The organism is Bradyrhizobium sp. CCBAU 25338, from assembly GCF_028128965.1.
Classification (GTDB): domain Bacteria; phylum Pseudomonadota; class Alphaproteobacteria; order Rhizobiales; family Xanthobacteraceae; genus Bradyrhizobium; species Bradyrhizobium liaoningense.
In genome coordinates, this window is the sequence record NZ_LFKY01000042.1 from 64723 (window position 1) to 91557 (window position 26835).

24 protein-coding genes are annotated in these 26835 nt (G+C 64.0%); 12 read left to right on the forward strand and 12 right to left on the reverse strand.

The window, feature by feature from the left end; translation table 11 throughout:
- Positions 1 to 38: 38 nt before the first annotated feature.
- From ACM42_RS30035 to ACM42_RS30050, 4 genes are all read right to left on the reverse strand, one after another.
- Entirely contained in the window at positions 39 to 1571 is a 1533-nt protein-coding gene (locus tag ACM42_RS30035; protein WP_271531236.1) for a L,D-transpeptidase family protein, read from the reverse strand.
- 509 nt (positions 1572 to 2080) lie between these two features.
- On the reverse strand, positions 2081 to 3043 hold the full coding sequence (locus tag ACM42_RS30040) for an acetyl-CoA carboxylase carboxyltransferase subunit alpha (RefSeq protein ID WP_124162736.1): 963 nt from the start codon (positions 3041 to 3043) through the stop codon (positions 2081 to 2083).
- 325 nt (positions 3044 to 3368) lie between these two features.
- A complete protein-coding gene (gene xerD, locus ACM42_RS30045) occupies positions 3369 to 4331 on the reverse strand; it encodes a site-specific tyrosine recombinase XerD (protein WP_271531237.1) in 963 nt (320 codons plus the stop codon).
- Positions 4332 to 4348: 17 nt separating this feature from the next.
- Entirely contained in the window at positions 4349 to 4495 is a 147-nt protein-coding gene (locus ACM42_RS30050) for a hypothetical protein (RefSeq protein ID WP_035669499.1), read from the reverse strand.
- A gap of 147 nt (positions 4496 to 4642) precedes the next feature.
- Here ACM42_RS30050 and ACM42_RS30055 point away from each other — a divergent pair, with 147 nt between their 5' ends.
- The 3 genes from ACM42_RS30055 (at position 4643) to ACM42_RS30065 (ending at position 7828) form a co-directional block, all read left to right on the forward strand.
- Positions 4643 to 5269: a shikimate kinase gene (locus tag ACM42_RS30055; RefSeq protein WP_271531238.1), complete on the forward strand. Its 627-nt coding sequence runs from the start codon at positions 4643 to 4645 to the stop codon at positions 5267 to 5269.
- Positions 5266 to 6408: a 3-dehydroquinate synthase gene (gene aroB, locus ACM42_RS30060; protein ID WP_271531239.1), complete on the forward strand. Its 1143-nt coding sequence runs from the start codon at positions 5266 to 5268 to the stop codon at positions 6406 to 6408. Before ACM42_RS30055 ends, aroB begins: the two co-directional genes overlap by 4 nt.
- A 67-nt stretch (positions 6409 to 6475) precedes the next feature.
- Positions 6476 to 7828 carry a hemolysin family protein gene (locus ACM42_RS30065; RefSeq protein ID WP_028177477.1) on the forward strand — a complete coding sequence of 451 codons (1353 nt, stop codon included), beginning with the start codon at positions 6476 to 6478 and terminating at the stop codon, positions 7826 to 7828.
- A gap of 187 nt (positions 7829 to 8015) precedes the next feature.
- Here the strand turns inward: ACM42_RS30065 and ACM42_RS30070 are convergent, their stop codons facing one another.
- Positions 8016 to 8285 carry a BolA family protein gene (locus ACM42_RS30070; protein WP_442868962.1) on the reverse strand — a complete coding sequence of 90 codons (270 nt, stop codon included), beginning with the start codon at positions 8283 to 8285 and terminating at the stop codon, positions 8016 to 8018.
- 104 nt (positions 8286 to 8389) lie between these two features.
- On the opposite strand from ACM42_RS30070, the gene ACM42_RS30075 reads away from it, so the two are divergent.
- Positions 8390 to 9025 carry a J domain-containing protein gene (locus ACM42_RS30075; RefSeq protein ID WP_028177479.1) on the forward strand — a complete coding sequence of 212 codons (636 nt, stop codon included), beginning with the start codon at positions 8390 to 8392 and terminating at the stop codon, positions 9023 to 9025.
- A 56-nt stretch (positions 9026 to 9081) separates the two neighbouring features.
- Here the strand turns inward: ACM42_RS30075 and ACM42_RS30080 are convergent, their stop codons facing one another.
- Together ACM42_RS30080 and ACM42_RS30085 are read right to left on the reverse strand one after the other, a co-directional pair.
- Positions 9082 to 9318: a hypothetical protein gene (locus ACM42_RS30080; RefSeq protein WP_035669511.1), complete on the reverse strand. Its 237-nt coding sequence runs from the start codon at positions 9316 to 9318 to the stop codon at positions 9082 to 9084.
- Between the two features lie 161 nt (positions 9319 to 9479).
- Positions 9480 to 10574, reverse strand: a complete 1095-nt coding sequence (locus ACM42_RS30085; protein ID WP_271531241.1) for a citrate synthase/methylcitrate synthase — start codon at positions 10572 to 10574, stop codon at positions 9480 to 9482.
- 73 nt (positions 10575 to 10647) lie between these two features.
- On the opposite strand from ACM42_RS30085, the gene ACM42_RS30090 reads away from it, so the two are divergent.
- Entirely contained in the window at positions 10648 to 11862 is a 1215-nt protein-coding gene (locus tag ACM42_RS30090; protein WP_271531242.1) for a citrate synthase family protein, read from the forward strand.
- Positions 11863 to 12033: 171 nt separating this feature from the next.
- Here ACM42_RS30090 and ACM42_RS30095 read toward each other — a convergent pair whose 3' ends face one another.
- On the reverse strand, positions 12034 to 12696 hold the full coding sequence (locus tag ACM42_RS30095) for a DedA family protein (protein WP_271531243.1): 663 nt from the start codon (positions 12694 to 12696) through the stop codon (positions 12034 to 12036).
- A gap of 297 nt (positions 12697 to 12993) precedes the next feature.
- On the opposite strand from ACM42_RS30095, the gene cobS reads away from it, so the two are divergent.
- From cobS to ACM42_RS30120, 5 genes are all read left to right on the forward strand, one after another.
- On the forward strand, positions 12994 to 13992 hold the full coding sequence (gene cobS / locus ACM42_RS30100) for a cobaltochelatase subunit CobS (RefSeq protein WP_028177486.1): 999 nt from the start codon (positions 12994 to 12996) through the stop codon (positions 13990 to 13992).
- A 138-nt stretch (positions 13993 to 14130) separates the two neighbouring features.
- Positions 14131 to 16035, forward strand: coding sequence for a cobaltochelatase subunit CobT (cobT, locus tag ACM42_RS30105; RefSeq protein WP_271531244.1), 1905 nt, complete (start codon positions 14131 to 14133; stop codon positions 16033 to 16035).
- Positions 16032 to 17117 (forward strand): esterase-like activity of phytase family protein, encoded by a 1086-nt coding sequence (locus ACM42_RS30110; RefSeq protein ID WP_271531245.1) that lies wholly within the window; start codon positions 16032 to 16034, stop codon positions 17115 to 17117. Before cobT ends, ACM42_RS30110 begins: the two co-directional genes overlap by 4 nt.
- A gap of 297 nt (positions 17118 to 17414) precedes the next feature.
- A complete protein-coding gene (locus tag ACM42_RS30115) occupies positions 17415 to 18527 on the forward strand; it encodes an NADH:flavin oxidoreductase/NADH oxidase (RefSeq protein WP_271531246.1) in 1113 nt (370 codons plus the stop codon).
- Positions 18528 to 18787: 260 nt separating this feature from the next.
- A complete protein-coding gene (locus tag ACM42_RS30120) occupies positions 18788 to 19195 on the forward strand; it encodes a hypothetical protein (RefSeq protein ID WP_271531247.1) in 408 nt (135 codons plus the stop codon).
- Positions 19196 to 19441: 246 nt separating this feature from the next.
- On the opposite strand, the gene ACM42_RS30125 is transcribed toward ACM42_RS30120, so the two are convergent.
- The 3 genes from ACM42_RS30125 to ACM42_RS30135 form a co-directional block, all read right to left on the reverse strand.
- Positions 19442 to 19687, reverse strand: coding sequence for a PilZ domain-containing protein (locus tag ACM42_RS30125; RefSeq protein WP_271531248.1), 246 nt, complete (start codon positions 19685 to 19687; stop codon positions 19442 to 19444).
- Positions 19688 to 20124: 437 nt separating this feature from the next.
- Positions 20125 to 21738, reverse strand: a complete 1614-nt coding sequence (locus ACM42_RS30130; RefSeq protein ID WP_271531249.1) for a DUF1254 domain-containing protein — start codon at positions 21736 to 21738, stop codon at positions 20125 to 20127.
- A 370-nt stretch (positions 21739 to 22108) separates the two neighbouring features.
- Complete coding sequence (locus ACM42_RS30135; RefSeq protein ID WP_271531250.1) at positions 22109 to 23476, reverse strand: DUF2235 domain-containing protein; 1368 nt, start codon at positions 23474 to 23476, stop codon at positions 22109 to 22111.
- 167 nt (positions 23477 to 23643) lie between these two features.
- On the opposite strand from ACM42_RS30135, the gene ACM42_RS30140 reads away from it, so the two are divergent.
- Positions 23644 to 25794 (forward strand): GNAT family N-acetyltransferase, encoded by a 2151-nt coding sequence (locus tag ACM42_RS30140; RefSeq protein ID WP_271531251.1) that lies wholly within the window; start codon positions 23644 to 23646, stop codon positions 25792 to 25794.
- Positions 25787 to 26218, forward strand: a complete 432-nt coding sequence (locus ACM42_RS38770; RefSeq protein WP_442868955.1) for an ASCH domain-containing protein — start codon at positions 25787 to 25789, stop codon at positions 26216 to 26218. The genes ACM42_RS30140 and ACM42_RS38770 overlap by 8 nt, the downstream gene beginning before the upstream one ends.
- A 146-nt stretch (positions 26219 to 26364) precedes the next feature.
- Here the strand turns inward: ACM42_RS38770 and rpmB are convergent, their stop codons facing one another.
- Positions 26365 to 26676, reverse strand: a complete 312-nt coding sequence (gene rpmB, locus ACM42_RS30145; RefSeq protein WP_271531252.1) for a 50S ribosomal protein L28 — start codon at positions 26674 to 26676, stop codon at positions 26365 to 26367.
- Positions 26677 to 26835: the final 159 nt, after the last annotated feature.

The window sequence follows — 26835 nt, forward strand, 5'->3', positions numbered from 1 at the left end:
GACGGCATCAGGCTGGGATAGCGCGGAGAACGTCGCCCCTACTTCACCGCCCCAAACCGGCTGTCGAACGAGTTCGACTGCACCACCGGTGCGGCGCCCATGATCTGCGTCGCTTCACCCGCGCCGTCCGAGACCGACGGCTTCAGCGCCGGACGCGTCGCGGCAAGGCGCGTATCCGGCTTTGCCGGTTCGGCGGGCTTGGCGACGACGGCAGGCTTCGGCGCTTCCTTCGCAGTATCCTTGGACTTGTCATGCCCCGGCACGAAGCGGGTCACTGCGGCCTTGAGCCTCGACGCTGCCGTGGGCGGCGTCACGGACGTCTGGGCCGGCGCCACGGACGCCGTGGCTTGCGGCGGAGGCGTGGTCGCCGTGGTATCGGCGGTGCCGAGGCCCATCTTGCGGCCAAGGTTCGAGAAGAAGCCGCCGCCCGAGGATTTCTCCTGGGATTTCTCTTGAGCTCTCTCCGCCGGCGCGGCTGCGGCGACGCGCGTGGTCGCGGGCGCGCTGACGGCAACGACCGGCTCTTCCTGCGGTGCAGGCGCGGATGCCACCGCATCGAGATTCGGCTTGGGCGGATTGACGTGTCCGGGGATCGTGCCGGGCGCCTTCGCCATCGCCAGCATCTGCAGCGTGGTGCCTTCGGCGCCCTCGGAGAGGCCGGTCGAGCCTTCCGGAATCTTCGCGGCGAACACCTTGTTCATGCCGCCGTCGATGCCGGTGTTCATGCGCGCCACCGGCGTGCCCTTGGCGACGAGCCTGGCGTATTCCGTTTCGTCCTTGGCCTGCTTCCCGCGCACGGCCTCGGCGATCTCCTCGGGGATCACATAGGCCGGGCATTTCGCCGAGGCGTCGAACACCGGGTCGCGCTTGGCATCCGCCGGCTTCGCGGCGTCGAACACGTATTTCTTCTCGCAGAAATCGACCTTCGGCTCCTGCCGCGTCACCTCGAAATGATCATAGCCTTCCTTGATCATCTTCCAGAACGGCATGTTCGGATTGTTCCGGTGCCTGGCCATGTTCACCGGCGTCATCTTGAACGGATAGGCCTGGAGCTGGAACGCCTTCTGGCCGCCGAAGAAGGATTCGCGCCCGAGCGAATAGATCTCCGCGATCTGCTCGTCCGTCATCGCGTAGCAGCCGCGCGAGGAGCAATCGCCATGCACCATCAGCTGCGAGCCGGTGCGCCCCAAAGCCTTGTCGAATGCGTTCGGATAGCCCGTGTTGAAGGACAGGTAATAGGCCGACTGCGGATTCATCTGGCTCGGATTGATCGAGTAGAATCCCTCCGGCGCCTGGCGGTCGCCTTCGCGCACCTTGGGGCCGAGGTCGCCGGACCAGCGGCAGATCGGATAGGTCTTGAGCAGCGCGAACTTGCCTGACCGGGTCTGCTTCCAGACCTCGAGCTCGGCCTCCTGCTTGAACAGGCGGACCAGGATCGGCGATTGCAGGTCCATGTCCTTCTCGGCCATCGCAGCGATCAGCTTCGGCGGCACCGGCTGGTTGGCCTTGGCGTTGGTCGCGAGCGAGATCTGGTCGGTGTTGCAGCCGGTCAGCAGAACGCCGGCCGTCATCAGCGCAACCGAAGCCAAGAGCGCGCGAGCAAGCGAACGAGAAATCAAGATGGACCCCACACCGTGCCGGGCAGCGAGCGCGAACCCCAATTCTTCTGGAGCATGATCCGACCGGGTACCCCCCGGGGCCTGTCGCAACGGGCTTTTTCAGCTCACACTCCAGCGCTTATGCCCTGAAGCCATTGATTAAAATTCTAACCTCTGGGTCATGTGGTCGCAACCCGAGCGGGGATCACGAGCCCGTTGGCCCAAAGGTGTGGTCAACAGAGACTTAAACTGGGCCGGAACTGGGGCCTCGCGGCCGAACCGCCACTGAGATCGCCGATTTGGGCAAAAAAAGGGTTAATGCGGGGTTACCGTCTCGCTCTTCACCTCCCCCGCTTGCGGGGGAGGCCGGGAGGGGGCTCGCGCCACAATGGGAATGCCGCGAGGGGAGACACCCTCTCCCCAACCCTCCCCCGCAGGCGGGGGAGGGAGCGCACCGCCGTTGCGGCGCTAAAACGGGCGAATCAGCCCAGTTTCCGGCCGATATCGAGGAATTTCTGCCGCCGCTGCTTACGGATGGCCTCGGCGTCGAGGTCCCGGAGCTCGTCGAAGGCCTTGGCGATGGCCTCACCCGTCGTTGCGATCATGGCCGCGGGGTCGCGATGGGCGCCGCCGACCGGCTCCTTCAGGATCTGGTCGATCACGCCGAAGCGGAGCATGTCCTGGGCGGTGATCTTCATGTTGTTGGCGGCTTCCTGCGCCTTGGTGCCGTCGCGCCAGAGGATGGAGGACGCCGCCTCCGGCGAGATCACGCTGTAGATCGCGTGCTCCAGCATCAGGACCTTGTTGGCGGTGGTGATGGCGATGGCGCCGCCCGACATGCCCTCGCCGGTGATGATGGCGACGTTCGGCACGGTCAGCGCCAGGCAGGCGTCGGTCGAGCGCGCGATTGCCTCGGCCTGGCCGCGCTCCTCTGCGCCGATGCCGGGATAGGCGCCCGCGGAATCGGCGAGCGACAGCACCGGCAGGCCGAACCGCTCGGCCATCTCCATCAGCCGCACGCATTTGCGATAGCCCTCCGGCCGCGCCATGCCGAAATTGTGCCGGATCCGGCTCTCGGTTGAATCGCCCTTCTCCTGGCCCATCACGCAGATCGGCTCGCCGCGGAAGCGGCCGAAGCCGGCGACCAGCGCCTCGTCCTCGCCGAACTTGCGGTCGCCGGCGAGCGGGGTGAATTCGGTGATCAGGCCCTTGATGAAGTCGTTGAAATGCGGCCGCTGCGGATGCCGCGCGACCAGCGTCTTCTGCCACGGCGTCAGGTTCTGATAGAGGTCGGCCAGCGCCTGCGCCGCCTTGTCCTCGATCCGCCCGATCTCGTCGCTGATGTCGGTGCCGGACGCCGCGAGCGCCCGCAATTCATCGACCTTGGAGTCGAGCTCGGCGACGGGCTTTTCGAAGTCGAGATAGCTGCGCATCTGGTCTTGCATCAACTCAATATAGGGGGACGGGGCCTTGGAGCGAAGCGAGGTTAGGGTCGCGGAAAGAAGTGTAGCGTCTTCAATGGCTTGGCTTGTGTGCTCGTGTGGCTCCAGCCAAATCAGTCGGTGAGGCCCCGGCTCTTTCTGCGGAGATGCGGCCGAAGTCAAGGCGGTTTCGTTTCCCCCCGCTGTCGTCCCTGCGAACGCAGGGACCCCATAACCACAGGGAGACGTTTGGCGAAGACTGGCAGTGAAGCGGTCTTCCCAAGATACTAACACGACCCGTCACGGATAGATCACGCGGTATGGGTCCCTGCGTTCGCAGGGACGACAGTCACTTCTCCGCCAGCGGGTGCAGGTCGCGCACCAGACTCTTCAGCCGCTCCTCCACTACGTGGGTGTAGATCTGCGTCGTGGAGATATCGGTGTGGCCGAGCAGCGTCTGCACGATGCGCAGATCGGCGCCGTTGTGCAGCAGGTGGCTGGCAAAGGCGTGGCGCAGCACGTGCGGGGAGACCAGCCGGGCCTGCAGGCCGGAGGCAACCGCGAGCTCTTTCAAATCGCGGGCGAAATGCTGCCGCGTCAGATGTCCGCTCTCGCCAAAGGAGGGGAACAGCCATTTCGAGGCGGCGAGGCTGTCTTTCTTCTTCTTCTCGGTCTTTGCGGCCTCCGTCGCGGCAAGGTAATCCGCCATCGCCTGCCGCGAGGCCTCGTTGAGCGGCACCAGCCGTTCCTTGTTGCCCTTGCCGCGCACCACGATCATGCGCGCATCGCGCTTGGCCGCCGAGCGCGGCAGCGCCACCAGCTCGGAGACGCGCAGGCCCGTGGCATAGAGCACCTCGAGCAGGCAATAGAGCCTGAGAGCGCGCAGCCGCTTCGCCGGCGAGGCCTCTTCCGTCTCGCTCAACTCCTTGGCGCGGCGGAGCATGCGATCGACATCCGTGATCGACAGCACCTTCGGCAGGCCGCGGCCGCGCTTGGGACCGGACAGGATCGCCGCGGGATCGTCGCCGCGGATGCGCTCGTTCAGGAGGAAGCGGTAGAGATGCCGCATCGCCGACAGGCGGCGGGCGACGCTGGTGGATTTGAAGCCGCGGGTGTCGAGATCGGCGAGATAGTCGCGCAGCGTCTGCGTTTCCGCGTCCACGAAATAGTGGCCAACGCGGCCCAGAAATTCCGAGAAGTCGCTGAGGTCGCGGCGATAGGCGTCGAGCGTATTGGGCCCCGCGCCCTGTTCCGCCGCGAGCATGTCGAGGAACAGGCCGATGAGCTTGGCGTCTGAGGGCTTGGTGGGCATGCCTCGGAGGCTAGCGCCTATTTCTTGAGAAATTTATCCGGCGGGATCGTCACCGTCATTTCCCGCGGCTTGGGATTGACGAAGTTCGCCAGCGCGAACACCACGCCATAGACGATGCCGGCGATCACGGCGACGACCGTCAGGAAGCGGAACAGGCTGGGCATCGTTCTGGGGTCCGGGCGGGCAAATTAACCAATGAAATCATCCAACATGTTCGCCGTTTCGTGGCAAGAGTCCTCTGGCGAGGGCCCCCATGGGATCGTATAGGTGGCCAAAGCATGCCGCCCCCGGCGGCAGTTCGAGCGAGGTCCATGTCCGACGCCGCGGTGCCAGCACAAGCGACCCCTGAGGCCGACATCCTGTCGGCGCTCGGCGCGCGCTCGATCGTGCTGGTCGGCATGATGGGGGTGGGCAAGTCCACCATCGGCCGGCGGTTGGCGGCGCGGCTTGGCCTGCGATTTCTCGATGCCGATGTCGAAATCGAGGTGGCCCACGCCGGCATGAGCATTCCGGAAATCTTTGCGACCCATGGCGAGCCCTATTTCCGCGATGGCGAGGCCCGCGTGATCGCGCGCCTGCTCGAGGGAGGTCCCGTGGTGCTGGCGACCGGCGGCGGCGCTTTCATGCGCGAGGAGACACGCGCGCGCATCGCGGCGAAGGCCATCTCGATCTGGCTGAGGGCGGACCATGACGTCATCATGCGCCGCGTGCGGCGCCGTGCCGACCGTCCGCTGCTTCAGACCGCCGATCCCGAAGGAACCGTGACGCGCCTTCTCGCCCAGCGTGAGCCGGTCTATGCCAATGCCGACCTCACCATCGCCTCGCGCGACGTGCCGCACGACCGGATCGTCGAGGAATGCATCGAGGCGCTGCACGCCCATCTCTGCGGCGGGCAGGCCGCCCAACCACCTGCCGACGTTGCGAGTGCCGTACGATGACTGCGCCGTTGAAACATTCCGAACCCGTCAAGGTCGACGTCGCGCTCGGCGACCGCGCCTATGACATCGTCATCGGCCGCGGCGTGCTATCTTCGCTTGGAGAACGGGTCGCAGCCTTGCGGCCGGGCGTACGTACGGCTGTTGTCACCGACCGCACCGTTGCAAAGTACTGGCTCGAGGCGGCCGAAGCGTCGCTCGCAGCAAGCGGCATTCCGACCTCGCGCATCGTCGTCGAGGAAGGCGAGATCTCCAAGACCTATGCCGGCCTCGAAAAAGTCAGCGAAGCCCTGATCGCCGCGAAGATCGAGCGCAACGATCTCGTCATCGCACTCGGTGGTGGCGTCGTCGGCGATCTCGCCGGCTTTGCCGCAGCGATCCTGCGCCGCGGCGTCGATTTCGTGCAGGTGCCGACCTCGCTTCTCGCGCAGGTCGATTCATCCGTCGGCGGCAAGACCGGCATCAACTCGCCGCAGGGCAAGAATCTGCTCGGCGCCTTCCACCAGCCGGTGCTCGTCATCGCCGACACCGCCGTGCTCGACACGCTGTCGCCGCGCCAGTTCCGCGCCGGCTATGCCGAGGTCGCCAAATACGGCGTGCTCGGCGACGAGGCCTTCTTCACCTGGCTGGAGAAGAACCATTCCGACATCTTCAAGGGCGGCTCGGCCCGCGAGCACGCGATCGCGACCTCCTGCCGCGCCAAGGCGGGCGTCGTCTCGCGCGACGAGCGCGAGACCGGCGAGCGCGCGCTGCTCAATCTCGGCCACACCTTCGGTCATGCGCTGGAAGCGGCGACCGGCTTCTCCGACCGCCTGTTCCACGGCGAGGGCGTCGCGATCGGCATGACGCTGGCGGCGCAGTTCTCGGCCAGGCTCGGCATGATCGGCGAGCTGGACGCGGCGCGCGTCGAACGGCATCTGATCGAAGCCGGCCTGCCGACGCGCCTGCAGGACATCGCCGGTTTCGCGCAGGAAGGACTCGCCGATGCCGATGCGCTGATGGCGCTGATGGCCCAGGACAAGAAGGTCAAGCGCGGCAAGCTCACTTTCATCCTGCTGGAGGCCGTGGGACGCGCGGTGATCGCCAAGGACGTCGAGCCGACGCTGGTGCGCGATTTCCTGCAGTCGAAACTGTCGCAGTGATGGTGGGACCGTTCAGGCCGGCCGCCCGCGAAACGGCGGGGACTGCCGAGGCGGTCGCGAGGCAAACATGAGTTCGATCTCGATCAATCTTCTGCTGGCGGTCCTCCTGCTCGCCGCCAACGCGTTTTACGTGGCTGCGGAATTTGCGCTCGTGAAGAGCCGCGGCTTTCGTGTCAAGGCCATGGTCGAGCAGAATCGCTTCGGCGCCCGCCTGCTGCAGACGATGATGGGGAATATCGAATCCTATCTCGCCTGCTGCCAGCTCGGCATCACCATGGCTTCCCTCGGTCTTGGTTGGATCGGTGAGCCAACCGTGTCGGCGCTGCTGAGTCCGGTCCTCCAGCCGCTCGGTTTGTCGGAGGCCACGCTGCACTTCGTCTCGTTCGTGGCGGGCTTCCTGGTCTTCTCCTCGCTGCATATCATCATCGGCGAGCAGGTGCCGAAAACGCTTGCGATCAGGGAGCCGATGCCGGTGTCGCAGTGGATCGCCTATCCGCTGCATGTCTCCTACCTGCTGTTCTATCCGCTGAGCTGGTGTCTCAACGCGGCTTCGAGCGCGATCCTGCGCCTGATCGGGGTCCAGGAGTTTTCGCAGCACGAGATCCTGACGGATTCCGAGATCGAGGGCCTGGTCGAGGAATCGGCCGTGCACGGCAAGATCGAGAGCGGCGAGGCCGAATACATTCACAATGTCTTCCGCCTTGGCGAGCTGACCGTGTCCGACGTGATGGTTCATCGCACCGCCATGGTGATGATCAATGCCGACCTGCCGCCGGAGGAGCTGGTGCGTGAGGTGCTGGCCACCGAGTACACCCGCATTCCACTGTGGCGCGACAAGTCGGAGAACATCATCGGCATCCTGCACGCCAAGGATCTGTTGCGGGCCATCCGCGCGTCGGAGGGCGATACCTCGCGCATCGACGTCACGAGCATCATGCTGCCGCCCTGGTTCGTGCCGGAAATGCGGCCGATATCCCAACAGCTCAAGGCGTTCCGCCGTCGCAAGACCCATTTCGCGCTCGTCGTCGACGAGTATGGCGAGGTCGAAGGCCTCGTGACGCTGGAAGACATTCTGGAGGAGATCGTCGGCGATATCTCCGACGAGCACGACGTGGTGGTCACCGGCGTACGCCGTCAGCCCGACGGCTCCGTCGTGGTCGACGGCTCCGTGCCGATCCGCGATCTCAACCGCGCGCTGGACTGGCACCTGCCCGATGAAGAGGCAACGACGGTCGCCGGCCTCGTCATTCACGAAGCGCGCTCGATCCCCGACCGCGGCCAGAGTTTCACCTTCCACGGCTTCCGTTTCCGCGTCCTCCGCCGCGAGCGCAACCGCATCACCGCGCTCCGTATTTCACCGGTGGCACGCGAGGGTGAGCTGGAGGAGACCAAGCCGAGACGGGCCGGAACGTCGTTCTGATCTCGCTTTGCGGTCTCGTCAGGATGAGGCTTCGCCAAAGCGGTGTCCTTTGAAACTGCTGCTGCACACTCCGCCCTCGTCCTGAGGGCCCGCCGGAGGCGGGCGTCTCGAAGGATGGCCGCAGGCGAGTTTCCCGCCGCGTTTCCTCATCTGCGATAGCCCTGCCCTCCAGGGGAGGGTGAGCAAATCACTCTTCCCCAGGCGCCTGCGCCTGGATCGCGAGCGCGTGCACGCTCCCGGAGAGTTCCGCGGCGAGCGCCGAATTTATCATGCGATGGCGGTCGACCCGGCTCTTCCCTTTGAAGGCGGCAGACACGATATAGACCCGAAAGTGCGTCTCGCCGCCGGGCTGATGGCCGGCGTGGCCTTCATGCAAATGTGACTCGTCGACGACCCGCAGGCTTTCCGGCGTGAAAGCTTCCTGCAACTTGTTGCTGATAGTGTCTTTCATGACCATGAGTGCCATTAAGGGACGCGATCGCGGCCCGTCAACTCCCGGGCCTCACGCTAATTGCAATGTCAAGACTTGAAGGTTTTTGCATTGCGTAGTCAAAGTCAGCCATGCCGATCGATTCATCAAAGTTCTTCGACTCCATCCGCGTCAAGCCGCGCGGCAAGCAGGCGGAAGCGAAGCCGCGCGATACCGTGGTCGCCTGCGAATGGACCGGCTGCCAGAACAAGGGCAGTCACCGCGCGCCCAAGGGCCGCGAGAACCAGCGCGAATACTGGCACTTCTGCCTGGACCACGTGCGCGAGTACAACCAGAACTACAATTTCTTCTCCGGCATGAACGCCGACGCCGTCGCGCGCTACCAGAAGGATGCGCTGACCGGTCACCGTCCGACCTGGAAGATGGGCGCCAATGGCGGCGTCAAGAAGGGCTCAGAAGCCGAGATCGACGGCGCGTTCGATCCGTTCAGCATGTTTCAGGAGCTCAATGGCCGCACGGGCTGGCGGAAGGGGCCGGAGGCGCCGCCCAAGGCCGAAACGCGCAAGGTGATGAACGCCGAGCGCAAGGCGCTCCAGGTCATGGGCCTCGGCCCCGGTGCGACGCTCGCCGACGTGAAGACGAAGTACAAGGCGCTGGTGAAGCAGCACCACCCCGATGCCAATGGCGGCGACCGCTCCACCGAAGATCGCCTGATCGAGATCATCAAGGCGTATAATTATCTGAAGACGGTCGTGCGGGAGGCGTAAGGCCACCGCGCCTGTATTGAATGCCGTCCGCCCGGAAGCGGACGGCACCATCAACGTCACCTCACCCGACAGACACGGACGCGCTTGACGACGCGGCGTCCATGATAGCCGCGCGTGACCACGGTGCGTACGGTGCAGACCCTTCGCGGAACGTAATGATAGCGTGCGTTCACGACGTCCCCCGACACTGAAGCATTTGGGATGGGATGCGCCGGCAGCGCATGGGCTGGCACCGCGAGTGACGACAGAGCGAACAGCGTTCCGGCAGCGAGGGCGTAGGAGAGCTTCTTCATTACCATTCCTTTTCGTGACTGCCCCTGAAGACCTTCGTAGGGGCGAGCAGGAATGCGCGGCCAGCGTTTTTGTTCCGGCTGGCCGCTGAGTCCTTCCGTCGCGTGCTCGAAAAGGGCTCGAGAAAAATCAGCTCTGACGAGCCCGGATATCCTGCTTGCGTCTAATCTGCAGGCATCGCCCCCACGTAGGACGAACTCGGCCGGATCAACCGTCCCGTCCGCTGCTGCTCGCGCGCGTGTGCAGTCCATCCCGCGGCGCGTGCCACCGCGAAGATCGGTGTGAAGGCCTGCCTTGGAATCGCAAGCGCGTCGAGCAGGATCGCAGTGAAGAACTCCACATTCGTCTCCAGCGGCCGCTCCGGATTCTTCTTGCGCAGCGCCGCGCGGATATAGGCTTCGACTTCGCCGGCGAAGGGCAGGTCGGCGCCGTTGGAAGCCAGCGCCTCGATCGCGGTCTTCAAGACGTCGGCGCGCGGGTCGCGCACGCGATAGACGCGGTGACCGAAGCCCATCATCCGCTCGCCGCGCGCCAGCGCCGCGTCGACCCACGGCTTGATCCGTTCACGCGAGCCGATCGCATCCAGCATTTCCAGCACCGGCTCGGGTGCGCCGCCGTGCAGGGGACCGGTGAGTGCGCAATAGCCCGCGGTCACGGCGGCGAACAGATCGGCTTGCGTCGAGGCCACCACACGCGTCGTGAAGGTCGAGGCATTCATGCCGTGGTCGCAAACGGTGACGAGATACGCATCGAGCGCGGTGACCTCGCGCGTTGCAGGCGCGCGCCCGTGCAGCATGCGCAGCGTGTCGGCAGCGTGGCTCACGCCGGGATCGGGCGCGACCGGCTCCAGTCCCTTGGCGCGGCGGACCAGTGCGCCTGCGATCACCGGGAATGCGCCGACGATGGTCGCTTCATGTTCGAGCCCGTGCTCGGCGCGAAGCGCGGCGACAGCTGCGCGAAACCCGTCGACGATGCCCATGCCGCGCGTCGCCGGCAGCAGGTCGGGCAGCCGCGCGAAGGCGCGCTCGCGCGCCGCGCCCAGGCTCGCCTGCACATTGGTTTCGCTCAGGCTGGTCTTGCTCGCGCCGTTCCAGAGGCGGGCGGTGACGCCTTCGAAGCTCGATTTGGCGGCCAGGGTGCCGACATGCTCGCCGGCGATGATCAACTCGCCACGCTCGCCATCGACATGGCTCAGCACGGTTTCAGCCGCGGGGACGCCGTCCAGCCCGATCTGGCTCTTGGTCAGGTGAATATTCATGGCCTGTCTCCTTTCACGGCAGACAAGGTCGGGCCTCTCGACAGATTGATCAATCTTGATTACGTAAATCAATATGAAAAATTCCGATGGGCTGTACCTCTCTGCCAGGGAGGCCGCCGCCGAGCTCGCGGTCTCCCCGGCCACTCTCTACGCCTATGTCAGCCGCGGCCTGATCCGCTCCGAGCCGACGCCGGATTCGCGCAAGAACCGCTACCGCGCGGAGGATGTCCGGGCACTGAAGGAGCGCCGCGTACCGTCGCCGGAGCCGCGCGGGCTGCGCAGCTTCGATGCCGACCTGCCGGTGATGGACACGGAGATCTCGACCATCACCGAGGAGGGCGCAATCTATCGCGGCGTCAATTGCGTCGATCTTTCCGAGAGCGACACGCTGGAGCACACGGCGACGCTGCTCTGGGATGTCTCCGGCGTCGATCCGTTCGATCCGGACAATCAGCCGGAGATATCCGAGGAGATGCGCGCGATCGCCGCGGCCGCGCGCCGTGCGGCGCCGATCGACCGGGCCATCGCCGTGCTGGCGCTGGCAGCCAGTGCCGATCCCCGCGCCTTCACCCGTGCGCCCGATGGCCGCGCCATGGTCGGCGCGCGCATCGTCCGTCTGCTGGTCGCGACCATGCTCAACGCCGAGCCGTCGGCCGAGCCGCTGCATCGGCAGATCGCCAACGCCTGGGCGCCCGACAACAAGCATGCGCCGGATCTGATCCGCCGCGCGCTGGTTCTGCTCGCCGATCACGAACTGAACGCCTCGACCTTCACCGCGCGTTGCGCGGCTTCGACCGGCCTCAACCTCTACGATTCCGTCATCGCCGGCCTCGCCGCGTTGAAAGGGCCGAAGCATGGCGGGGCCGGCGTGCTGGCCTCGCAGCTCGTCAGGACGCTGGTCGACCGCGACGTCGAGCCTGTGGTGCGCGAGCGCGTCGCGCTCGGCGAGCGTTTTGCCGGCTTCGGCCATGGCGTCTACAAGCGCGGCGATCCCCGTGCGCAATCGCTGCTGAACGCATTGTCGCGCGCCGGCGCGCCGCGTAAATTCACCCGCGAGGTGCCGGAGCGCATCGCGGAAGCAACCGGCGAATTTGTCAACATCGACTATGCGCTCGCAGTCCTCGTGCACGCGCTGCGCCTGCCAGCGGGCAGCGAGCTCGCCTTGTTCGCCATGGCGCGCAGCGTCGGCTGGGTCGCGCACGCCAGCGAGCAATTGCAGTTCGGCAAGTTGATCCGCCCGCGGGCCAGGTATGTCGGGCCGGCGCCGGGGCGGAGGGTGGCCAGTTAGAGCTACTGCGAGCGCGTCGTCCTCCGCTGTCGTCCCTGCGAACGCAGGGACCCATACCGCGTGATCTATCGATTGCGATCGGCAGGAGCACCGAACGACAAGTCTTCGCCAAACCGCTCCCTGGGGTTACGGATCCCTGCGTTCGCAGGGACGACACCTGTGATGTGGCGCTTACTGCGCTCGCGGCTTTGCTCCCGCGCTGCCGCTACCATTCCGGCGGCGGATGAGCCACACCGCCGCGCCCCCCACGATCGCGACCCCGACCACGGTCAAGATCCAGATGTGCTTGCCGACATGCTCATGATGATGCAGCCCGGCATATTCGTGCAGGGCCGAGACCGCCAGCACGCCCGGCAGCACATGCGCGGGCGCCCAGGCCAGGATGGCCGGGATGTTCACCGCGTAGAATTTCGCCGGCGCCATGCCGAGTGCGCCGGCGGTCACGGGGACGAAGGCCCGGACCGGCGGCACGAAGCGGGCGAAGAACACGGCCCAGGTGCCGAAGCGGTTGAAGAAGCTCTCGCTCTCGGCGACCACGCGCGGATAGTTGGTCAGGGGCCAGGTGTTGAGGATCTCGCGCTGCTGCCGGTGCCCGATCCAGTAGGCCGAACCGTCGCCGAGCACGGCGCCGAGCGCGGCCGCCGCCAACACCCATGGCAGCTGCAGTTCGCCGCCCGGGACCAGGGCGCTCAACGCCAGGATGATGGTCGAGCCGGGGATCACCGATCCCACCACCGGAACGGCTTCGAGCAGCGCCGCCAGGAACAGGGTCAGATAGCCCAGCCATGGATGGGCCGAGACGAAGGAGATGAGCGGATCGAGGAAGGACGTCACGTCGTCTCTGTGGCGGGCTGGAGCATCGGAGTTCAGACCCTACCTAAGTAAGCACGAGCGGCAAACCTGCCATTTGGGAAGGCAGAGACGTTCCCTCGCCCGAAATTCGAGCGGGATTCGCAAGGCAGCCCTCCAAAAACTGCGTTCCTTGCCTATCTAAATGAAAAGACAATGGAACTTTGATTGGAGGGCGGGCTTCTGCCGGCCCCGCGTCTCTGATAGGTTGCTTTTCAGCACCCAGCCGCAGCCAACGTGCGAATAACCGGTTTCGGGACCGCCCGGGACCTCGGAGGATTGATGACGACCGCCGCCCTGTCCAAAGTTGAGGAAGTTTCCGGTCTGCCCGACATGAAAGTGTCGGTTCGCCAGGTGTTCGGGATCGATAGCGATCTCGAAGTGCCGGCCTATTCCGCAGTCGATCCTCACGTGCCCGAAGTCGACGCCGATTACCGCTTCGACCGTGCCACCACGCTCGCCATTCTCGCGGGCTTTGCGCGCAACCGCCGCGTCATGGTGACCGGCTATCACGGCACCGGCAAATCCACCCATATCGAGCAGGTCGCCGCCCGGCTGAACTGGCCCTGCGTGCGCGTCAACCTCGACAGCCACATCAGCCGCATCGACCTCGTCGGCAAGGACTCGATCGTGGTCCGCGACGGCAAGCAGGTCACCGAATTCCGCGACGGCATCCTGCCCTGGGCGCTGCAGCACAACGTCGCGCTGGTGTTCGACGAATACGACGCCGGCCGCCCGGACGTGATGTTCGTGATCCAGCGCGTGCTGGAAGTCTCCGGACGCCTGACGCTGCTGGACCAGAACAAGGTGATCAAGCCGCATCCGGCGTTCCGCCTGTTCGCCACCGCCAACACCGTCGGCCTCGGCGACACCTCGGGCCTCTATCACGGCACCCAGCAGATCAACCAGGGCCAGATGGACCGCTGGTCGATCGTCACCACGCTGAACTATCTCAGCCATGACGAGGAAGTGGAGATCGTGCTGGCCAAGGCCAAGCACTATCGCACCCAGGAAGGCCGCGACATCGTCAACAAGATGGTGCGCCTCGCCGACCTCACGCGCAACGCCTTCGCCAACGGCGATCTGTCGACGGTGATGAGCCCGCGCACGGTGATCACTTGGGCCGAGAACGCCGACATCTTCGGCGACATCGGCTTCTCCTTCCGCGTCACCTTCCTCAACAAGTGCGACGAGCTCGAGCGCCCCCTGGTCGCCGAGTTCTACCAGCGCTGCTTCAACGCGGAGCTGCCGGAATCGGCGGTGAACGTGGCGCTGAGCTGATCTCTCGCGAGATGTCGTCCCGGCGAACGCCGGGACCCATACCGCGTGATATCTCGATTGAAGCGACGCTGATAAATTCCCTGACTACCGCCGGTGGCTATGGGTCCCCGCTTTCGCGGGGACGACGGTGAGATCGAGATGAGCACCACCTCCAACTCCAAATTCCGCACCAACAAGGAAGCGCCGACCGAGCCGTTCAAGCGCTCGGTCGCCTCCTGCCTCAAGGCGATCGCCAAGACGCCGGAGCTCGACGTCAGCTTCGCGGCCGAGCGGCCCGGGCTTGCGCCGGGCAAGGCGCGGCTGCCCGAGCCCGCGCGGAAAATGACCAAGCGCGATGCCGCGATCGTGCGCGGCCATGCCGATTCCATCGCGCTCAAGCTCGCCTGTCACGATCCCAAGGTTCATCGCAAGCTGATGCCCGGCAATCCGCAGGCGCGCGGCGTGTTCGAGGCGGTTGAGCAGGCTCGCGTCGAGGCGATCGGCGCGCGCCGCATGGCCGGTGTTGCCAAGAACCTCACCGCGATGCTCGACGACCACTTCCATCGCGGCAAGTTCGACGAGATCACCGATCGCGCCGATGCGCCGCTCGCCGACGCGCTGGCGATGCTGGTGCGCGAGCGCCTGACCGGCCTCGCGCCGCCCACGGCGGCGAAGAAGATGGTCGACCTCTGGCGGCCGATCCTCGAAGACAAGATCGGCAAGCGGCTGGACCGACTCGACGGCGTGGTCGAGGACCAGACCAGGTTCGGCGACGCCGTGCACGATCTGTTGTCGGCGCTCGAGCTCGGCGACGAGCGCAACGCCGACAGCGAAGACAATGACGAGAACGACGAGAACCGGGACGGCGACAACGACCAGTCCGGCGCCGAAGGCTCTCCCGATTCCGACGCCGCGCAGGAGATGAGCGCCGACCAGGCGCAGGCGAGCTCGGAGGAGATGAGCGAGAGCGCGATGGAAAGCGCGCAGGCCTCGACCTCGGATACGTTCGACGACGGCGAGCTCGGCGACGACGAGACGCCCGGCGAGGCGACGCGTCCGAACGCGCACGGCAAGAACGAGCCGCGCGGGCCGGAATATCACGCCTTCGCGCCCAAGTTCGACGAGGTGATCGCGGCCGAGGACCTCTGCGACCACGACGAGCTGGAGCGGCTGCGCGCCTATCTCGACAAGCAGCTCGCGCATCTGCAAGGCATCGTCGCCCGCCTCGCCAACCGGCTGCAGCGCAAGCTGATGGCGCAGCAGAACCGCGCCTGGGAGTTCGACCTCGAAGAGGGCATCCTCGATCCCGCGCGGCTGTCGCGTGTCGTAACCGATCCCTATCACCCGCTGTCCTTCATGCACGAGAAGGAGGCGACGTTCCGCGACACCGTGGTGACGCTGCTGCTCGACAATTCCGGCTCGATGCGCGGACGGCCGATCACGGTCGCGGCGACCTGCGCCGACATTCTCGCGCGCACGCTGGAGCGTTGCGGCGTCAAGGTCGAGATCCTCGGCTTCACCACGCGCGCCTGGAAGGGCGGGCAATCGCGCGAGGCCTGGCTTGCCGCCGGCAAGCCGGCCAATCCCGGCCGCCTCAACGATCTCCGCCACATCATCTACAAGTCCGCCGACGCCCCCTGGCGCCGTGCGCGCAAGAATCTCGGCCTGATGATGCGCGAGGGGCTCTTGAAGGAGAACATCGACGGCGAGGCGCTGGACTGGGCGCACAAGCGCCTGCTCGGCCGGTCCGAGCAGCGCAAGATCCTGATGATGATCTCGGACGGCGCGCCGGTCGACGATTCCACGCTGTCGGTCAATCCCGGCAATTATCTCGAACGGCATCTGCGCCACATCATCGAGGAGATCGAGACCCGCTCGCCGGTCGAGCTGATCGCGATCGGCATCGGTCATGACGTGACGCGCTACTATCGCCGCGCGGTGACGATCGTGGACGCCGAGGAGCTCGGCGGCGCCATCACCGAGAAGCTCGCCGAGCTCTTCAGCGAGACCAACACGGCGCCGACGCAAGCACCCGGTCGCCCGCGACGCAAATTGCATTCGTGAGCACGCGTCCATCCCGCCGCAGCTTTCTCGGGCACGCAGCGGCGGGATTTTCCACTCTCGCAGTCTCCCGCCTCGCGCTGGCGCAAGCCACGTCCGAGCCGCCACCGCGCCCGCTCCAGGTCGAGCACGCCGTCGCCGCGCCTGTCAGCGTCGAGGTGAACGCGCGCAGCATTCCCAATTTCGAGCCGCGCGACCGCTCGCGCACGCGCTTCGGCTCGCTGGAATATCGCAGCGGCCTGGTGCTGACCTCGCCCTATCGCGGCTTCGGCGGCTTGTCCGGCCTCCGCTTCCTCGACGGCAAGGGCGAGCGCTTCCTCGCAATCTCCGACCAGGGCGGCTGGTTCACCGGCACCATCCGCTATGCCGGCCGCGAGATGACCGGCCTTGCCGATGTCGAGGCCGCGCCGCTGCTCGGCGCGGACGGGCGGCCGATCACCGAGAAACGCCTCTGGTGGGATTCGGAATCGCTCGCGCGCGACGGCAACCTCGTCTATGTCGGGCTCGAGCGCGTCAACCAGATCCTGCGCTACGATTTTGCCAAGGGCGGCACGCGCGCCCGCGGCGAGGTGATCAGCGTGCCGCCGGCCTTGCGCAAGCTGCCCTACAACAAGGGGCTGGAGGCGATGGTCGTCGTGCCCAAAGGCAAAGACCAGAACATGCCGCTCGCGGGCACCCTGATCGCCTTCTCCGAGCGCGGGCTCGACGCCGACGGCAACCTCGTCGCCTTCCTGATCGGCGGCCCCACGCCCGGCCAGTTCAGCGTGCGGCGCACCGAGACCTACGACATCAGCGATGCCGTGCTGCTGCCCTCGGGCGAGCTGCTCATCCTCGAACGCAAATTCTCCTGGTTCACCGGCGTCAACATCCGCATCCGCTCGATCCCCCTGAAGTCGATCGTACCAAGTGCGCTGGTCGATGGCCCCGCGCTGTTCGCCGCCGATCTCGGCCACGAGATCGACAACATGGAAGCCATCGACGCCCATGTCACGAGCGAAGGCGAGACCGTGCTGACCCTCATCTCCGACGACAATTTCTCGATGCTGCAGCGGACCTTGCTGCTGCAATTCACGCTGGCGGAATAGGACGCAGCTGTCGTCCCGGGGCGCGCGCAGCGCGAGCCCGGGACCCATACCCACAGGGCGGAGTCTTGCGAGGACTCGGAATGGGAGCTCGCTCCACGATTCCATCCTGTGGCTATGGATCCCGGGCTCGCGCTGCGCGCGCCCCGGGATGACGGCAGGGGCGGTGCGCGACCTCGCGGCCCAATGATTGCGGAAATGCACGCCGGGGCGACCCGCCATTCCCCCGTGCGCCTAGCAATCCGCGCGTCTCCCACTACACTCCTCCGCATCGCCCTCCATCCTTCGGAACTCCCCCGCATGAGCGCCCTGTTTTCCCCGATCAAGCTGCGCGGCCTGACGTTGAAGAACCGCATCGTGGTGTCGCCGATGTGCCAGTATTCGGCCGACGACGGCGTCGCCAGCGACTGGCACTTCACCCACATCAACAATCTCAGCCTGTCGGGCGCGGCGATGTTCTGCATCGAGGCGACGCATGTGGAGGCGATCGGCCGCATCACGCCGGGCTGCCTCGGGCTCTACAGCGATGCCTGCGAGGCCGCGCTGAAGCCGATCCTCCATTCGGTGCGCAAGCATTCCTCCACCGCGATCGCGATGCAGCTCGCCCATGCCGGCCGCAAGGCCAGTAGCGCGCGGCCCTGGGACGGCGGCCAGCTGATTCCGGTGGAGCAGGGCGGCTGGCAGACCGTGGGCCCGAGCGCGGTGCCGCACAAGGAGGGCGAGGCCGCGCCGTTGGCGCTGGATGCTTCGGGCCTCAAGCGCATTCGCGAGGCCTTCGTCGACAGCGCAAAGCGCGCCGCGCGGCTCGGCATCGACGCCATCGAGGTGCACGGCGCGCACGGCTATCTCCTGCATCAGTTCCTGTCGCCGATCTCCAACAGGCGCACCGACGAATATGGCGGCAGCCTCGAGAACCGCATGCGCTATCCGCTCGAAGTGTTCGACGCGGTCCGTGCCGCATTCCCCTCGGACAAGCCGGTCGGCATGCGGGTGTCGTCGACCGACTGGGTCGAGGGCGGCTGGGACCTGGCGCAGACGATCGAATTTGCGCGCGCGCTGAAGGCGCGCGGCGTCGACTGGATCGATGCCTCCTCCGGCGGCGTCTCGCCGCTGCAGAAGATCGCGCTCGGCCCCGGCTATCAGGTGCAGTTTGCGGACGCCATCAAGCGCGAGACCGGCCTGCCCACCATCGCGGTCGGCCTGATCACGGAAGCGAAGCAGGCCGAGGAGATCGTGGCGTCCGGCAAGGCCGACATGGTCGCGCTCGCCCGCGGCATGCTCTACGACCCGCGCTGGCCCTGGCACGCCGCCGCCGAGCTCGGCGGCGAGGTCGAAGCGCCCCCGCAATATTGGCGCTCGCAGCCCTCGACGCAGAAGGCGCTGTTCGGCAAGACCACGTTCGGCGCGCGGTGACGGCGAGCGCCTGCTGCATGTGAGGCGCGGCGACCGTGCCAGATCAACGGTGTCGTCCCGGACAAGCGCCAGCGCAGATCCGGGACCCATACCGCGTGATCCCTCGATGGCGCGCGGTGTAGGTCGATCAAACAACTTGGAGTCTTCGCCAAACCTCTCCCTGGGCCACCCCTCAAATCCCTCCGTAACTCCCCTGAGCTTCCACGCCCCCCGAAACTGGCCTAACCTTCCGCGCAGGCGAGGCAATGGAGGGGCTGCCCATGCGTTATCCTGTCCGCAAAGCGGCTCACATCTTCGAGCGCGTGGGCCTTGCGATGGCCGGCGCGGCGTGCGGATTGTTCGTCGGCGCCTATGTCGGATCGGCCATTCCCGTGCTCACCACGCAGGGCTTCTTGCTGCTGATGATGCTGCTCGGCGGCATCGGTTTCTATCTCGGCATCGACACGCCGCAGATGCCGTTCGACGATGCGCACAGCCGCATCGACGCCGCCGAATTCATGAGCGCCGCCGGCACGCTGTTCGCCACGCTCACCTCCTTCGTCTCCGTCGTCGTCATCGTGCTGCGGATCGATCCGCACATGCTCTGGACATGGCTCGTCTTCGCCGGCTGGGTCGCCGGCGTCGTCATGCAGATCGTCGCGGGCGCCAAGGCGAGGATGCGGAAGTAGGACTTGTTTGCCGTTCGAGAGATCTCGCCGCGAGCACACTGCGTTCCCTCCCCCCTTGTGGGGGAGGGCTAGGGAGGGGGGAGCCACACGGCAAGCTCTATCGGGTTGAGCGAGACTCTGTTGCCGCTGCTCTTACGCGACAAACACCTTTTGCTGGGTCACCCCCCTCCCCAACCCTCCCCCACAAGGGGGGAGGGAGCAGAGCGGAATGCTCGGCGAAGACCATTCAGCCAAGGCGAGCGTATTCTAGAACACCACGCCCACGCGCGTGCCGCGCTTCCAGGCGATGCGGCAGCGCTTTTTGGTGTTGACGTGCAGGAGCTCGAAGCGATCGGGGATCTTCACCTGGCCGCCGAGATCGACGCAGGCCCCGCCGGGCGAATAGTCGATCAGCGTGCAGTGGATCACCGGCGCGCGCGGGTCGGTGATGATCTTGGCCTGGCGCGACACCAGCCCTGCTGGCTTGACGCGGACATGGCGGCGCGGATGCATTGGCACTCTCCTCCAATTCCGCATCTAGCGGCGGGTTCGGGCGACGATGATGCCGGGGAGTTGATGCGAAGCAGCTAAGGCCGGCAGGAGAATTTTAACGAAAAGTGCCGGCGAAGGCAGCAAGCGGCGGTAGCGGGCCACTCTGCTCTGGAGGGGTTCGAGACGAGCGAAGCTCGCTCGTGGGTGGATCGCGCGCAGCGCGAGTGGGGTGGGGGATGTCTCGGCAGGGGCAGTGCTCAACGCGAGAGACGTCATCCATTCCATGTCGCATTGCGCCACGAGCGAGCTGGGGCGCGCGGTCTCATCACTTGCGCGGCATTTTCATGAGGTCTGCTTTGCCGCTGATAGCGTCGCGTCGCGCACCTCACCCCAGGTCCGCAATGGGCCCAACACCGGAAATGAGGAGGCGCGCGCCGATGCTGCAACCTCCTCGTTTGCTACAGCTGCTCAATCTCGCCGGGCCGCCAAGTTTTGTCGAACCACGGCTGGAGCGGGCCGTAGAGGCGCAGAAGCGTGTTCCATCCTTTGCCGGGGATGGTCTGCACCCAATTGTCCTCCTTGCCAGCCGGCGCCTTCGGCCCGAAATAGATGTCCACTGACCCGTCCGCGTTCGGCAAGAGTTTCGGGTTCTGGCTGGTTGCGGCTGGCCAACGCTGGTCGGTCTGCAGCATGGAACGGGTCTGATTGTCGTAGAGGATGACCGACCAGAATTGCTTGACTGGGATACTGGGCGGCAAGTGCAGCTTGTAGTTTTTTCCGCCGTCGAGTGGCTTGTTTTGGCTATCAACGAACGCAGCCATGTACTGCGATCCCTCGCCAACTGACTTCGAATCCATCGCCGGCGTCACGCCGGTCGCGTAGAAGAAGAATGCCGAGTAGGCATCGAGAATACGCGCGCCGTTTTCCTCGAACTTATAGCCGCCGAAGAAGCCCGTTCGCCAGGCGCTGTTGGGATAATAGTAGCTTTCCTTGATCCGCAACCGGCTATTGATTGTACGCGCGGTGGCGTCACCTACCAAGGCGGCTTCGGTCAGGATTTTTTTCATCCGTGCATCGGGCGCGAAGGGCTTACCCTTCTGGATGCCGACAGATGCGTAGAGGCCGAGCGTGACCGGGTCAACTGTATCGGTCGGCTCCTCCTGCACAACCTGATTCAGATAGTCCCAAAACGGATAGTCTCCCGGCGCCAGCGTGCTAAATGCTCTACCGGAAACATGGACGAAATTGAGTTTCGGGGGATTGGCAGCATCTTTCAGGCGATAGATTCGTGTGTGCTTTTCGACCGAGGCCACGCCCGGCTTCGGATCTCCGTTCACCAAGAACGAGCGCCACGGAACCCAGATGCTGAACGTCGCAGGCTTCACGACAAAGTATCCGCTCGGCACCTCGCCGTTGTAACCGGGCGGCAAGATTAGGTACTTGCCGCCCTGACCCTTGTCCGGGCCGACGAGTCCAACATCAGTAACAAAATTATACCACATGTCGTTGATGAGGCCGAGCACATTGGGTGGCACTTCGAGCACCAGCGGCCCGTCGCGCAGGTCCAGCCAAAACCAAGTGTACGGTGTGTTGTTGTTCGGGGTGAGAAAAAGCGACTTCGAGTCCATCCTGTCCTCGAAGATCGGCACCGTCAGATTGAACGGACCCAGTTCCGCGATTCCCTTTCGATTTGCCAATTGGTTCACTGGAGCCAAGGCTAAAAGGTAGGCTTGGACCGCGTGTTGGAAGTCCAGATTGTCGTAGAGCTTTTCCACGGTCGCATCGTCGGGAAAGCCGTCGAAGAAGTGCAGCGGTCCGAGGCGGGTCTCCACCTTGTCCGGGATTGCAACGCCCGGCGGTATTGGCGTTTGCATCTTGTATTGCTGAGCATTGAGCGGAATCGCCGAGAGCGCCACGAAAGACAGCGCAGAAATCACTGATGCCACCAATTTCATGATGCGGCCCTTCTGTCGGATGTCGAATTCATAAAACAGATCTGCGGAAATCCCTTGATGGTTGGGATTTCGGGCAGGGCTACAAATCTCGCAAAACGACCAATCAACGTCTGCCACCGCGATTGACCGGGCCACCGCGATTTACAGTTCCAGCACCCACCACCGCTTGGCGCGCAACGAGGCGCGGCCTCAGCACTACGCCCAATTGGCGGGATAGCCAACGTATGTGCAGTACACCACAGCGCTGGCTTTCTCAGTGCTCGCGGCTACGAACCCCGGTTATCAGCAGCGTAGTCGCTATTGCGAATGAGAGCTTCATTTTCGCCTCCTCCGTTTAGAGCGACTGATTACATTAAAATCGATCTTCGCGTTGACCCAGATCAACAGGTCAAAGCTCAATGTCCGGAATGGGTCACAAGTCGCCGTCACATCCAAGGTGCAAAACTTCCGCAGTGCCTCGGTAAGCTGACGTTGATGAGTCCGCGCCCTAGCTCGTCTTCGGCTCTCCGGGCGGCGGCGAAGCCGCGCCCTCCATCTCCGCCGCGGCCTCCGCATGCCCCGGCCCCACCGGCATCGGCACCGTCACGTAATCCTTCGGCATGTTCACCGGCCGGTAGTCCGGCTCCACCGCCATCCGCTTCAGCACGCTCTCATGCACATGCGCGCCTTCGGGAATGACGCGCGGCTCGCAATCGGGGATGTAGAAGCCGAAATAGGCCTTCCGCTCCGGCCATTCCTTGTACGTCGCGCTCTTCGGCAAATACTCCAGCACCCGCCAGGCCGGCGTCATCGAATCGTGCAACTCGCCCGTCTTGCCGGTGTAGGCCGGCGCGACATAGTGGAACGGCGAGTTCTTGCGCTGGACGCCCCAGGCGAGCTGGTTCACCGTGCGCGGGTTGAAGTTCAGCCCGGCCTTCGCGGCTTCCTCGATCATCCAGATCAGCGGGTATTTCGACTCGCCGCTCTCGACTTCCGGATAGCCGCCGCCGACGTCGCAATGCACGCCGGCGAACCACACCTGCAGAATGTCCTGCGGCACCTTCTTCTCGTCGGGAACGTAGCGGTTGCTCCAATAGTCCTGCGGCTGCCGGTATTGCTTCAGGCGGAACATGCAGCGCCGCTCGTCGATCGCGATCGCCTGCCGGAAGATCCTGACGCTGGGGTTGCGCAGCGTGAAGGCGAGCTCCTCCAGGCTGAACAGGAAGAAGAAATTGTCGCGCCGCGGCACGATCACGCTCGCCACCGTGTCCCAGACGCCGATGAAGTGGATGGTCGGCCAGCGCGTCGAGGTGATGCGCGCGAACTGCGCGGCGAGGTCGAATGTGTCCTTCGGCAGCGGCCCGCTCTCGTCGGTCGCGATGCCCTCGACGTCTTCGATCGCGTTGCCGCGCCCCGTGCCGGAATATTGCTTGTAGGCGACGAGGCCGCTGCCGCCGAGGTTCGCCTGCTCCGGCGAGATCAGGCCGATCTTATGAATGAGCCCCGCCAGCACCCGAACCGTGTAAGCCCCGCGCGAGAAGCCGAACAGGTAGATCCTGTCGCCGCGTGCATAATGCTGAACCAGGAAGCAATAGGCGCTGAGCACGTTGTCATCGAGCCCGTAGCCGGTGGCGAGCCCCAGCACCATGTTGACGTTGGCCTTGAAGCGATGCCACGTCGAAGGCTCCGTCACCGTGCCGACCCCGGGATCGTAGTAAACCATCTGCCGCGGCGACGTTTTGTCGGTCTTGCGCAGGCAGCGATAGAGCTTCAGGACGTTGGAGATGTTCTCGCTGATCTCGTTGCCGGTGCCGTCACAGCAGATGACGAGGTGCTTTGGCTCGGGTTTGCGGTCGGTGTCGTGCGCCGGCTCCATTGAACGCGCCTCCGGGTGATGCTACCGGTACAGTCTAGTTGCAGTTATATTATAAAGCACGCGTTAGACGAACGTGTAATGTTGGCGGACGATTTAGTTTCGTAAGGTGGGCAAGCTAGCCAAATCATTTGTTGTTCAAGACCTTATCTTATTCAGCGCGTTCCTTGATGAGTGGCACCTCACTTCGAATAGAAACTGATCCGCGGCTCTTATTGGAGCATGTTTCTAGCATCCGTTCTCTGGCTGATCGGGAGAAGGAGGCGCTAGGATTTTTGCCAGAGGCCGCCTACCGGGATGCGATTGCGCAGCGACGGCTGTTCGCAATGTTCGCGAGGTGTGCGGATTCAATCGAGGTCGCTGGCTTTATTTTGTTCAGTGGAGTGTTTCCTAATGCGCGAGTGCAGCAGGTTGCAGTTGCGCCGTCTCATAGGCGCAATGGCATCGCATCGGCGCTTGTAAACGCGCTCGTGTCTCATCTTGAGAACCGCGGCTACTTAAACGTTACCGCTGCAGTTGCTTCTGACTTAGACGTAGCGCAAGCGTTCTACGAGAGGAAGGGTTTTGTCGCCAGACGAGTTCGAGATGGAGGTGCCGCACGGCAGCGTACTATAGTGCTGCGGTCGAAAGAGTTGGATACCGCGAGCTTATTCTCGTTGATGGCTCCTCCGGCGAACGGAGACGAACTAGCCGCGAACCTAAAACTTCGGTCTCCCGGCGCTTTTGAAGCCCCGTTGTACGCGATTGACCTCAATGTTCTATTCGATCTCATAAAGCAACGCACTCGCTCTGCTGTCGCCAATCGCCTGTTTGGTGCTGCTTTGGCTCATCGCGTGCGGCTTGCTGTGGCTCCGGAATTTATTGTGGAGTTAGAGCGGACATCTCATGGAGAGTCCGTAGATAGTACTCTCCAGCTTGCTCGGCAGTTGCCTCGAATCCCGTCCGCGCCGAAGCTAGAAGTAGATCGACTTGCTGCAATCGTTCACAAGGCTGTTTTCGAAGAAGCAGGCCTGTCGCAAGCGAACTCCAAGCAGGCATTGAGTGATGCTCGTCATTTGGCGGAGGCCGCGATAGCGCGAGCATCGGGCTACATTACAAGCGATACCCATCTTCTCAACGCACGAGAGACTCTGCTTGAACTTGCTGGTCTCGACGTTGCTAGCTTGGACGAGTTCGTCGAGTTGCTGCCGGTAGAGGATATTAAGCTTGAGAGAGGTGTTCTTCGGGGGACGCAATGTGAAACAAAGTCTGCAACAGCTTCTGACGCTCGAGCGTATCTAGTCTCTCAATCTTTGAGCACGAATGTTATTGAGCAATTTCTGCCAACGAGGTCGACTGCTCGGAGAATTGGAGTTCGTGCGGTGCTTGAGGGCGAGGAGATCGTGGGAGTCAGTCTCTATTTGGCTCCGGCGACCATCGACGCCGCCGCCAAGATGCTTGTCCATGTCCGGACGGATCATATTTCGTCCGAGACCTTTGCTGAACACTTGCTAGATGAGTCGATACGAGAAGCGACCCAGGCGGGACCAGTAACGATAGAGCTCCGGAGGATTGCCGGACAAACGGCAGTAAATCAGGCCGCTAAGCTAAGGGGATTTCTGCCGGTCTCCGATCCAGGTGCTCTGATCAAGGTGGCGCTAGGTCGCCCGCTTACGGCTAACACGTGGGCGCCACTTGCGCGTCAGATGAGGCGCAGAACTGGGCTTTCGCTCCCAGACAATCTCCCGCACGAGACAACAGCTGTTGAGATTCAAGCCCCAGATGGCGCCTTCCTGACGGTGAAGCTGCCTGCGCTCGAATCCGCCCTGAGTCCTACAGTAATTGCTTGGCCGGGTCGTGACGGGGTGATTGTGCCGATCGCAAAATCGTTCGCCGATGATCTATTGGGTACGGCTGAACAGCTTGCTTTGTTCGGCAGGCCATCGGCAGCATTTCTCGGGCTCCGCATATACTTCAATAGTCCGAGAACGTCGCACCTCATGCGCCCAGGAATGCCGATTCTTTTCTACGAGTCCAAGCGCACCGGCGGGCGTGCAGCAATAGTTGCGGCTGCTCGCATCGTGGACACTACGATCTTGCCTAAAGAACAAGTTTCAGGCGAACTCTTTCGACGAGCAGTGATAGAAGATTTGGATGCTCTAACCACGTCGTCTGAGGTTTTGGCGACCTCCTTCGACAATTTGATAAGATTCCCGAATCTTGTAACACTCGAAGCGCTCCGGACCGTCGGAGCTGAGGGCGCGTCCAATCTGCAGACCTCGACTGCCTTGCCGAGCATGTTGCTAGGAAAGATTTTGGATCTTGGATGGTCAAGTGACTGATGCAAGTGACGCAATCATTTCGATCCATCCCGAGTATGCGACTGCGATCCTCGACGGGTCGAAAACTATCGAGTTAAGGCGCCGCATACCGTCGCTAGGCCAGGGCACTCGTTTGTGGATTTACGCAACCCGTCCAACAGCTGCGGTTGTTGGCATGGCAACCATCGCAGGTGTTAGCCGTGCTCATCCGCGGACGATTTGGCAAAAGCATCGAACCCAAACCGGCGTAGATTATGCCGCTTTCACGGAGTATTTCGCCGGAGCAACGGAAGGAGTTGCGATTCTGCTGGCGGCAGTAAAGCAAGTTCAGCCTATAGCTCTCGGGGAACTGAGAAGAGTTCGCGCGGGCTTTCACCCACCGCAAGTTCTTGTCCGTCTGACTGCCAAGGAGGCAGAGGTCTTAGAGAAACTCGCGAAATCCTGAATATGCGAACTTGGGTTGCGGTTTCATATACTCAGTCCCCCGCAAACAAAAACGGCCGGATCTTCCGATCCGGCCGCAACGCAAACTCTACTTGGCTAAGCCTACGCCACGCGACGCAACCTAGCCCCCAGCCTAACTCTAAAATCTCAGCTCGCCTTCTTCTCCGGCGCCGGCGTCGGGCCGACCTTCTTCTGGATGGCGCGCTTCAGCTCGAGGGCGCGCGGTGACAGATTGTCGGCGTTGGCCTTGAGCAGGAAGGGGTCGAGGCCGCCATTGTGGTCGACGCTCTTGACGGCGTTGGTGGAGACGCGCAGGCGCACGTTGCGGCCGAGCGCTTCCGAGATGAACGTCACGTTGACGAGGTTCGGCAGGAAGCGGCGCTTGGTCTTGATGTTGGAGTGGCTGACCTTGTGGCCGACGAGGGGGCCCTTGGCCGTCAGTTCGCAGCGGCGAGACATGGCAAAAATCCTTATCCTGAACCCCCAACGATCTGCGGCCGCCATTCGGGGCGCCACGGGGGCAAATTCTCTTGTCCTTGCAGGGAGCGGGCGGACGTATAGGGGGGAAGGGGCGGGACGTCAAGTTTTTGGGCGCCGATTCGTGGCCCCGCGCTTTGC

Coding starts and splice junctions, on each gene's coding strand:
- ACM42_RS30035 (WP_271531236.1), bottom strand. CDS start 1,571: ATGACGGCCGGCGTTCTGCTGACCGGCTGCAACACCGACCAGATCTCG.
- ACM42_RS30040 (WP_124162736.1), bottom strand. CDS start 3,043: ATGCAAGACCAGATGCGCAGCTATCTCGACTTCGAAAAGCCCGTCGCC.
- xerD (WP_271531237.1), bottom strand. CDS start 4,331: ATGCCCACCAAGCCCTCAGACGCCAAGCTCATCGGCCTGTTCCTCGAC.
- ACM42_RS30050 (WP_035669499.1), bottom strand. CDS start 4,495: ATGCCCAGCCTGTTCCGCTTCCTGACGGTCGTCGCCGTGATCGCCGGC.
- ACM42_RS30055 (WP_271531238.1), top strand. CDS start 4,643: ATGTCCGACGCCGCGGTGCCAGCACAAGCGACCCCTGAGGCCGACATC.
- aroB (WP_271531239.1), top strand. CDS start 5,266: ATGACTGCGCCGTTGAAACATTCCGAACCCGTCAAGGTCGACGTCGCG.
- ACM42_RS30065 (WP_028177477.1), top strand. CDS start 6,476: ATGAGTTCGATCTCGATCAATCTTCTGCTGGCGGTCCTCCTGCTCGCC.
- ACM42_RS30070 (WP_442868962.1), bottom strand. CDS start 8,285: ATGGTCATGAAAGACACTATCAGCAACAAGTTGCAGGAAGCTTTCACG.
- ACM42_RS30075 (WP_028177479.1), top strand. CDS start 8,390: ATGCCGATCGATTCATCAAAGTTCTTCGACTCCATCCGCGTCAAGCCG.
- ACM42_RS30080 (WP_035669511.1), bottom strand. CDS start 9,318: ATGAAGAAGCTCTCCTACGCCCTCGCTGCCGGAACGCTGTTCGCTCTG.
- ACM42_RS30085 (WP_271531241.1), bottom strand. CDS start 10,574: ATGAATATTCACCTGACCAAGAGCCAGATCGGGCTGGACGGCGTCCCC.
- ACM42_RS30090 (WP_271531242.1), top strand. CDS start 10,648: ATGAAAAATTCCGATGGGCTGTACCTCTCTGCCAGGGAGGCCGCCGCC.
- cobS (WP_028177486.1), top strand. CDS start 12,994: ATGACGACCGCCGCCCTGTCCAAAGTTGAGGAAGTTTCCGGTCTGCCC.
- cobT (WP_271531244.1), top strand. CDS start 14,131: ATGAGCACCACCTCCAACTCCAAATTCCGCACCAACAAGGAAGCGCCG.
- ACM42_RS30115 (WP_271531246.1), top strand. CDS start 17,415: ATGAGCGCCCTGTTTTCCCCGATCAAGCTGCGCGGCCTGACGTTGAAG.
- ACM42_RS30120 (WP_271531247.1), top strand. CDS start 18,788: ATGCGTTATCCTGTCCGCAAAGCGGCTCACATCTTCGAGCGCGTGGGC.
- ACM42_RS30125 (WP_271531248.1), bottom strand. CDS start 19,687: ATGCATCCGCGCCGCCATGTCCGCGTCAAGCCAGCAGGGCTGGTGTCG.
- ACM42_RS30135 (WP_271531250.1), bottom strand. CDS start 23,476: ATGGAGCCGGCGCACGACACCGACCGCAAACCCGAGCCAAAGCACCTC.
- ACM42_RS30140 (WP_271531251.1), top strand. CDS start 23,644: ATGAGTGGCACCTCACTTCGAATAGAAACTGATCCGCGGCTCTTATTG.
- rpmB (WP_271531252.1), bottom strand. CDS start 26,676: ATGTCTCGCCGCTGCGAACTGACGGCCAAGGGCCCCCTCGTCGGCCAC.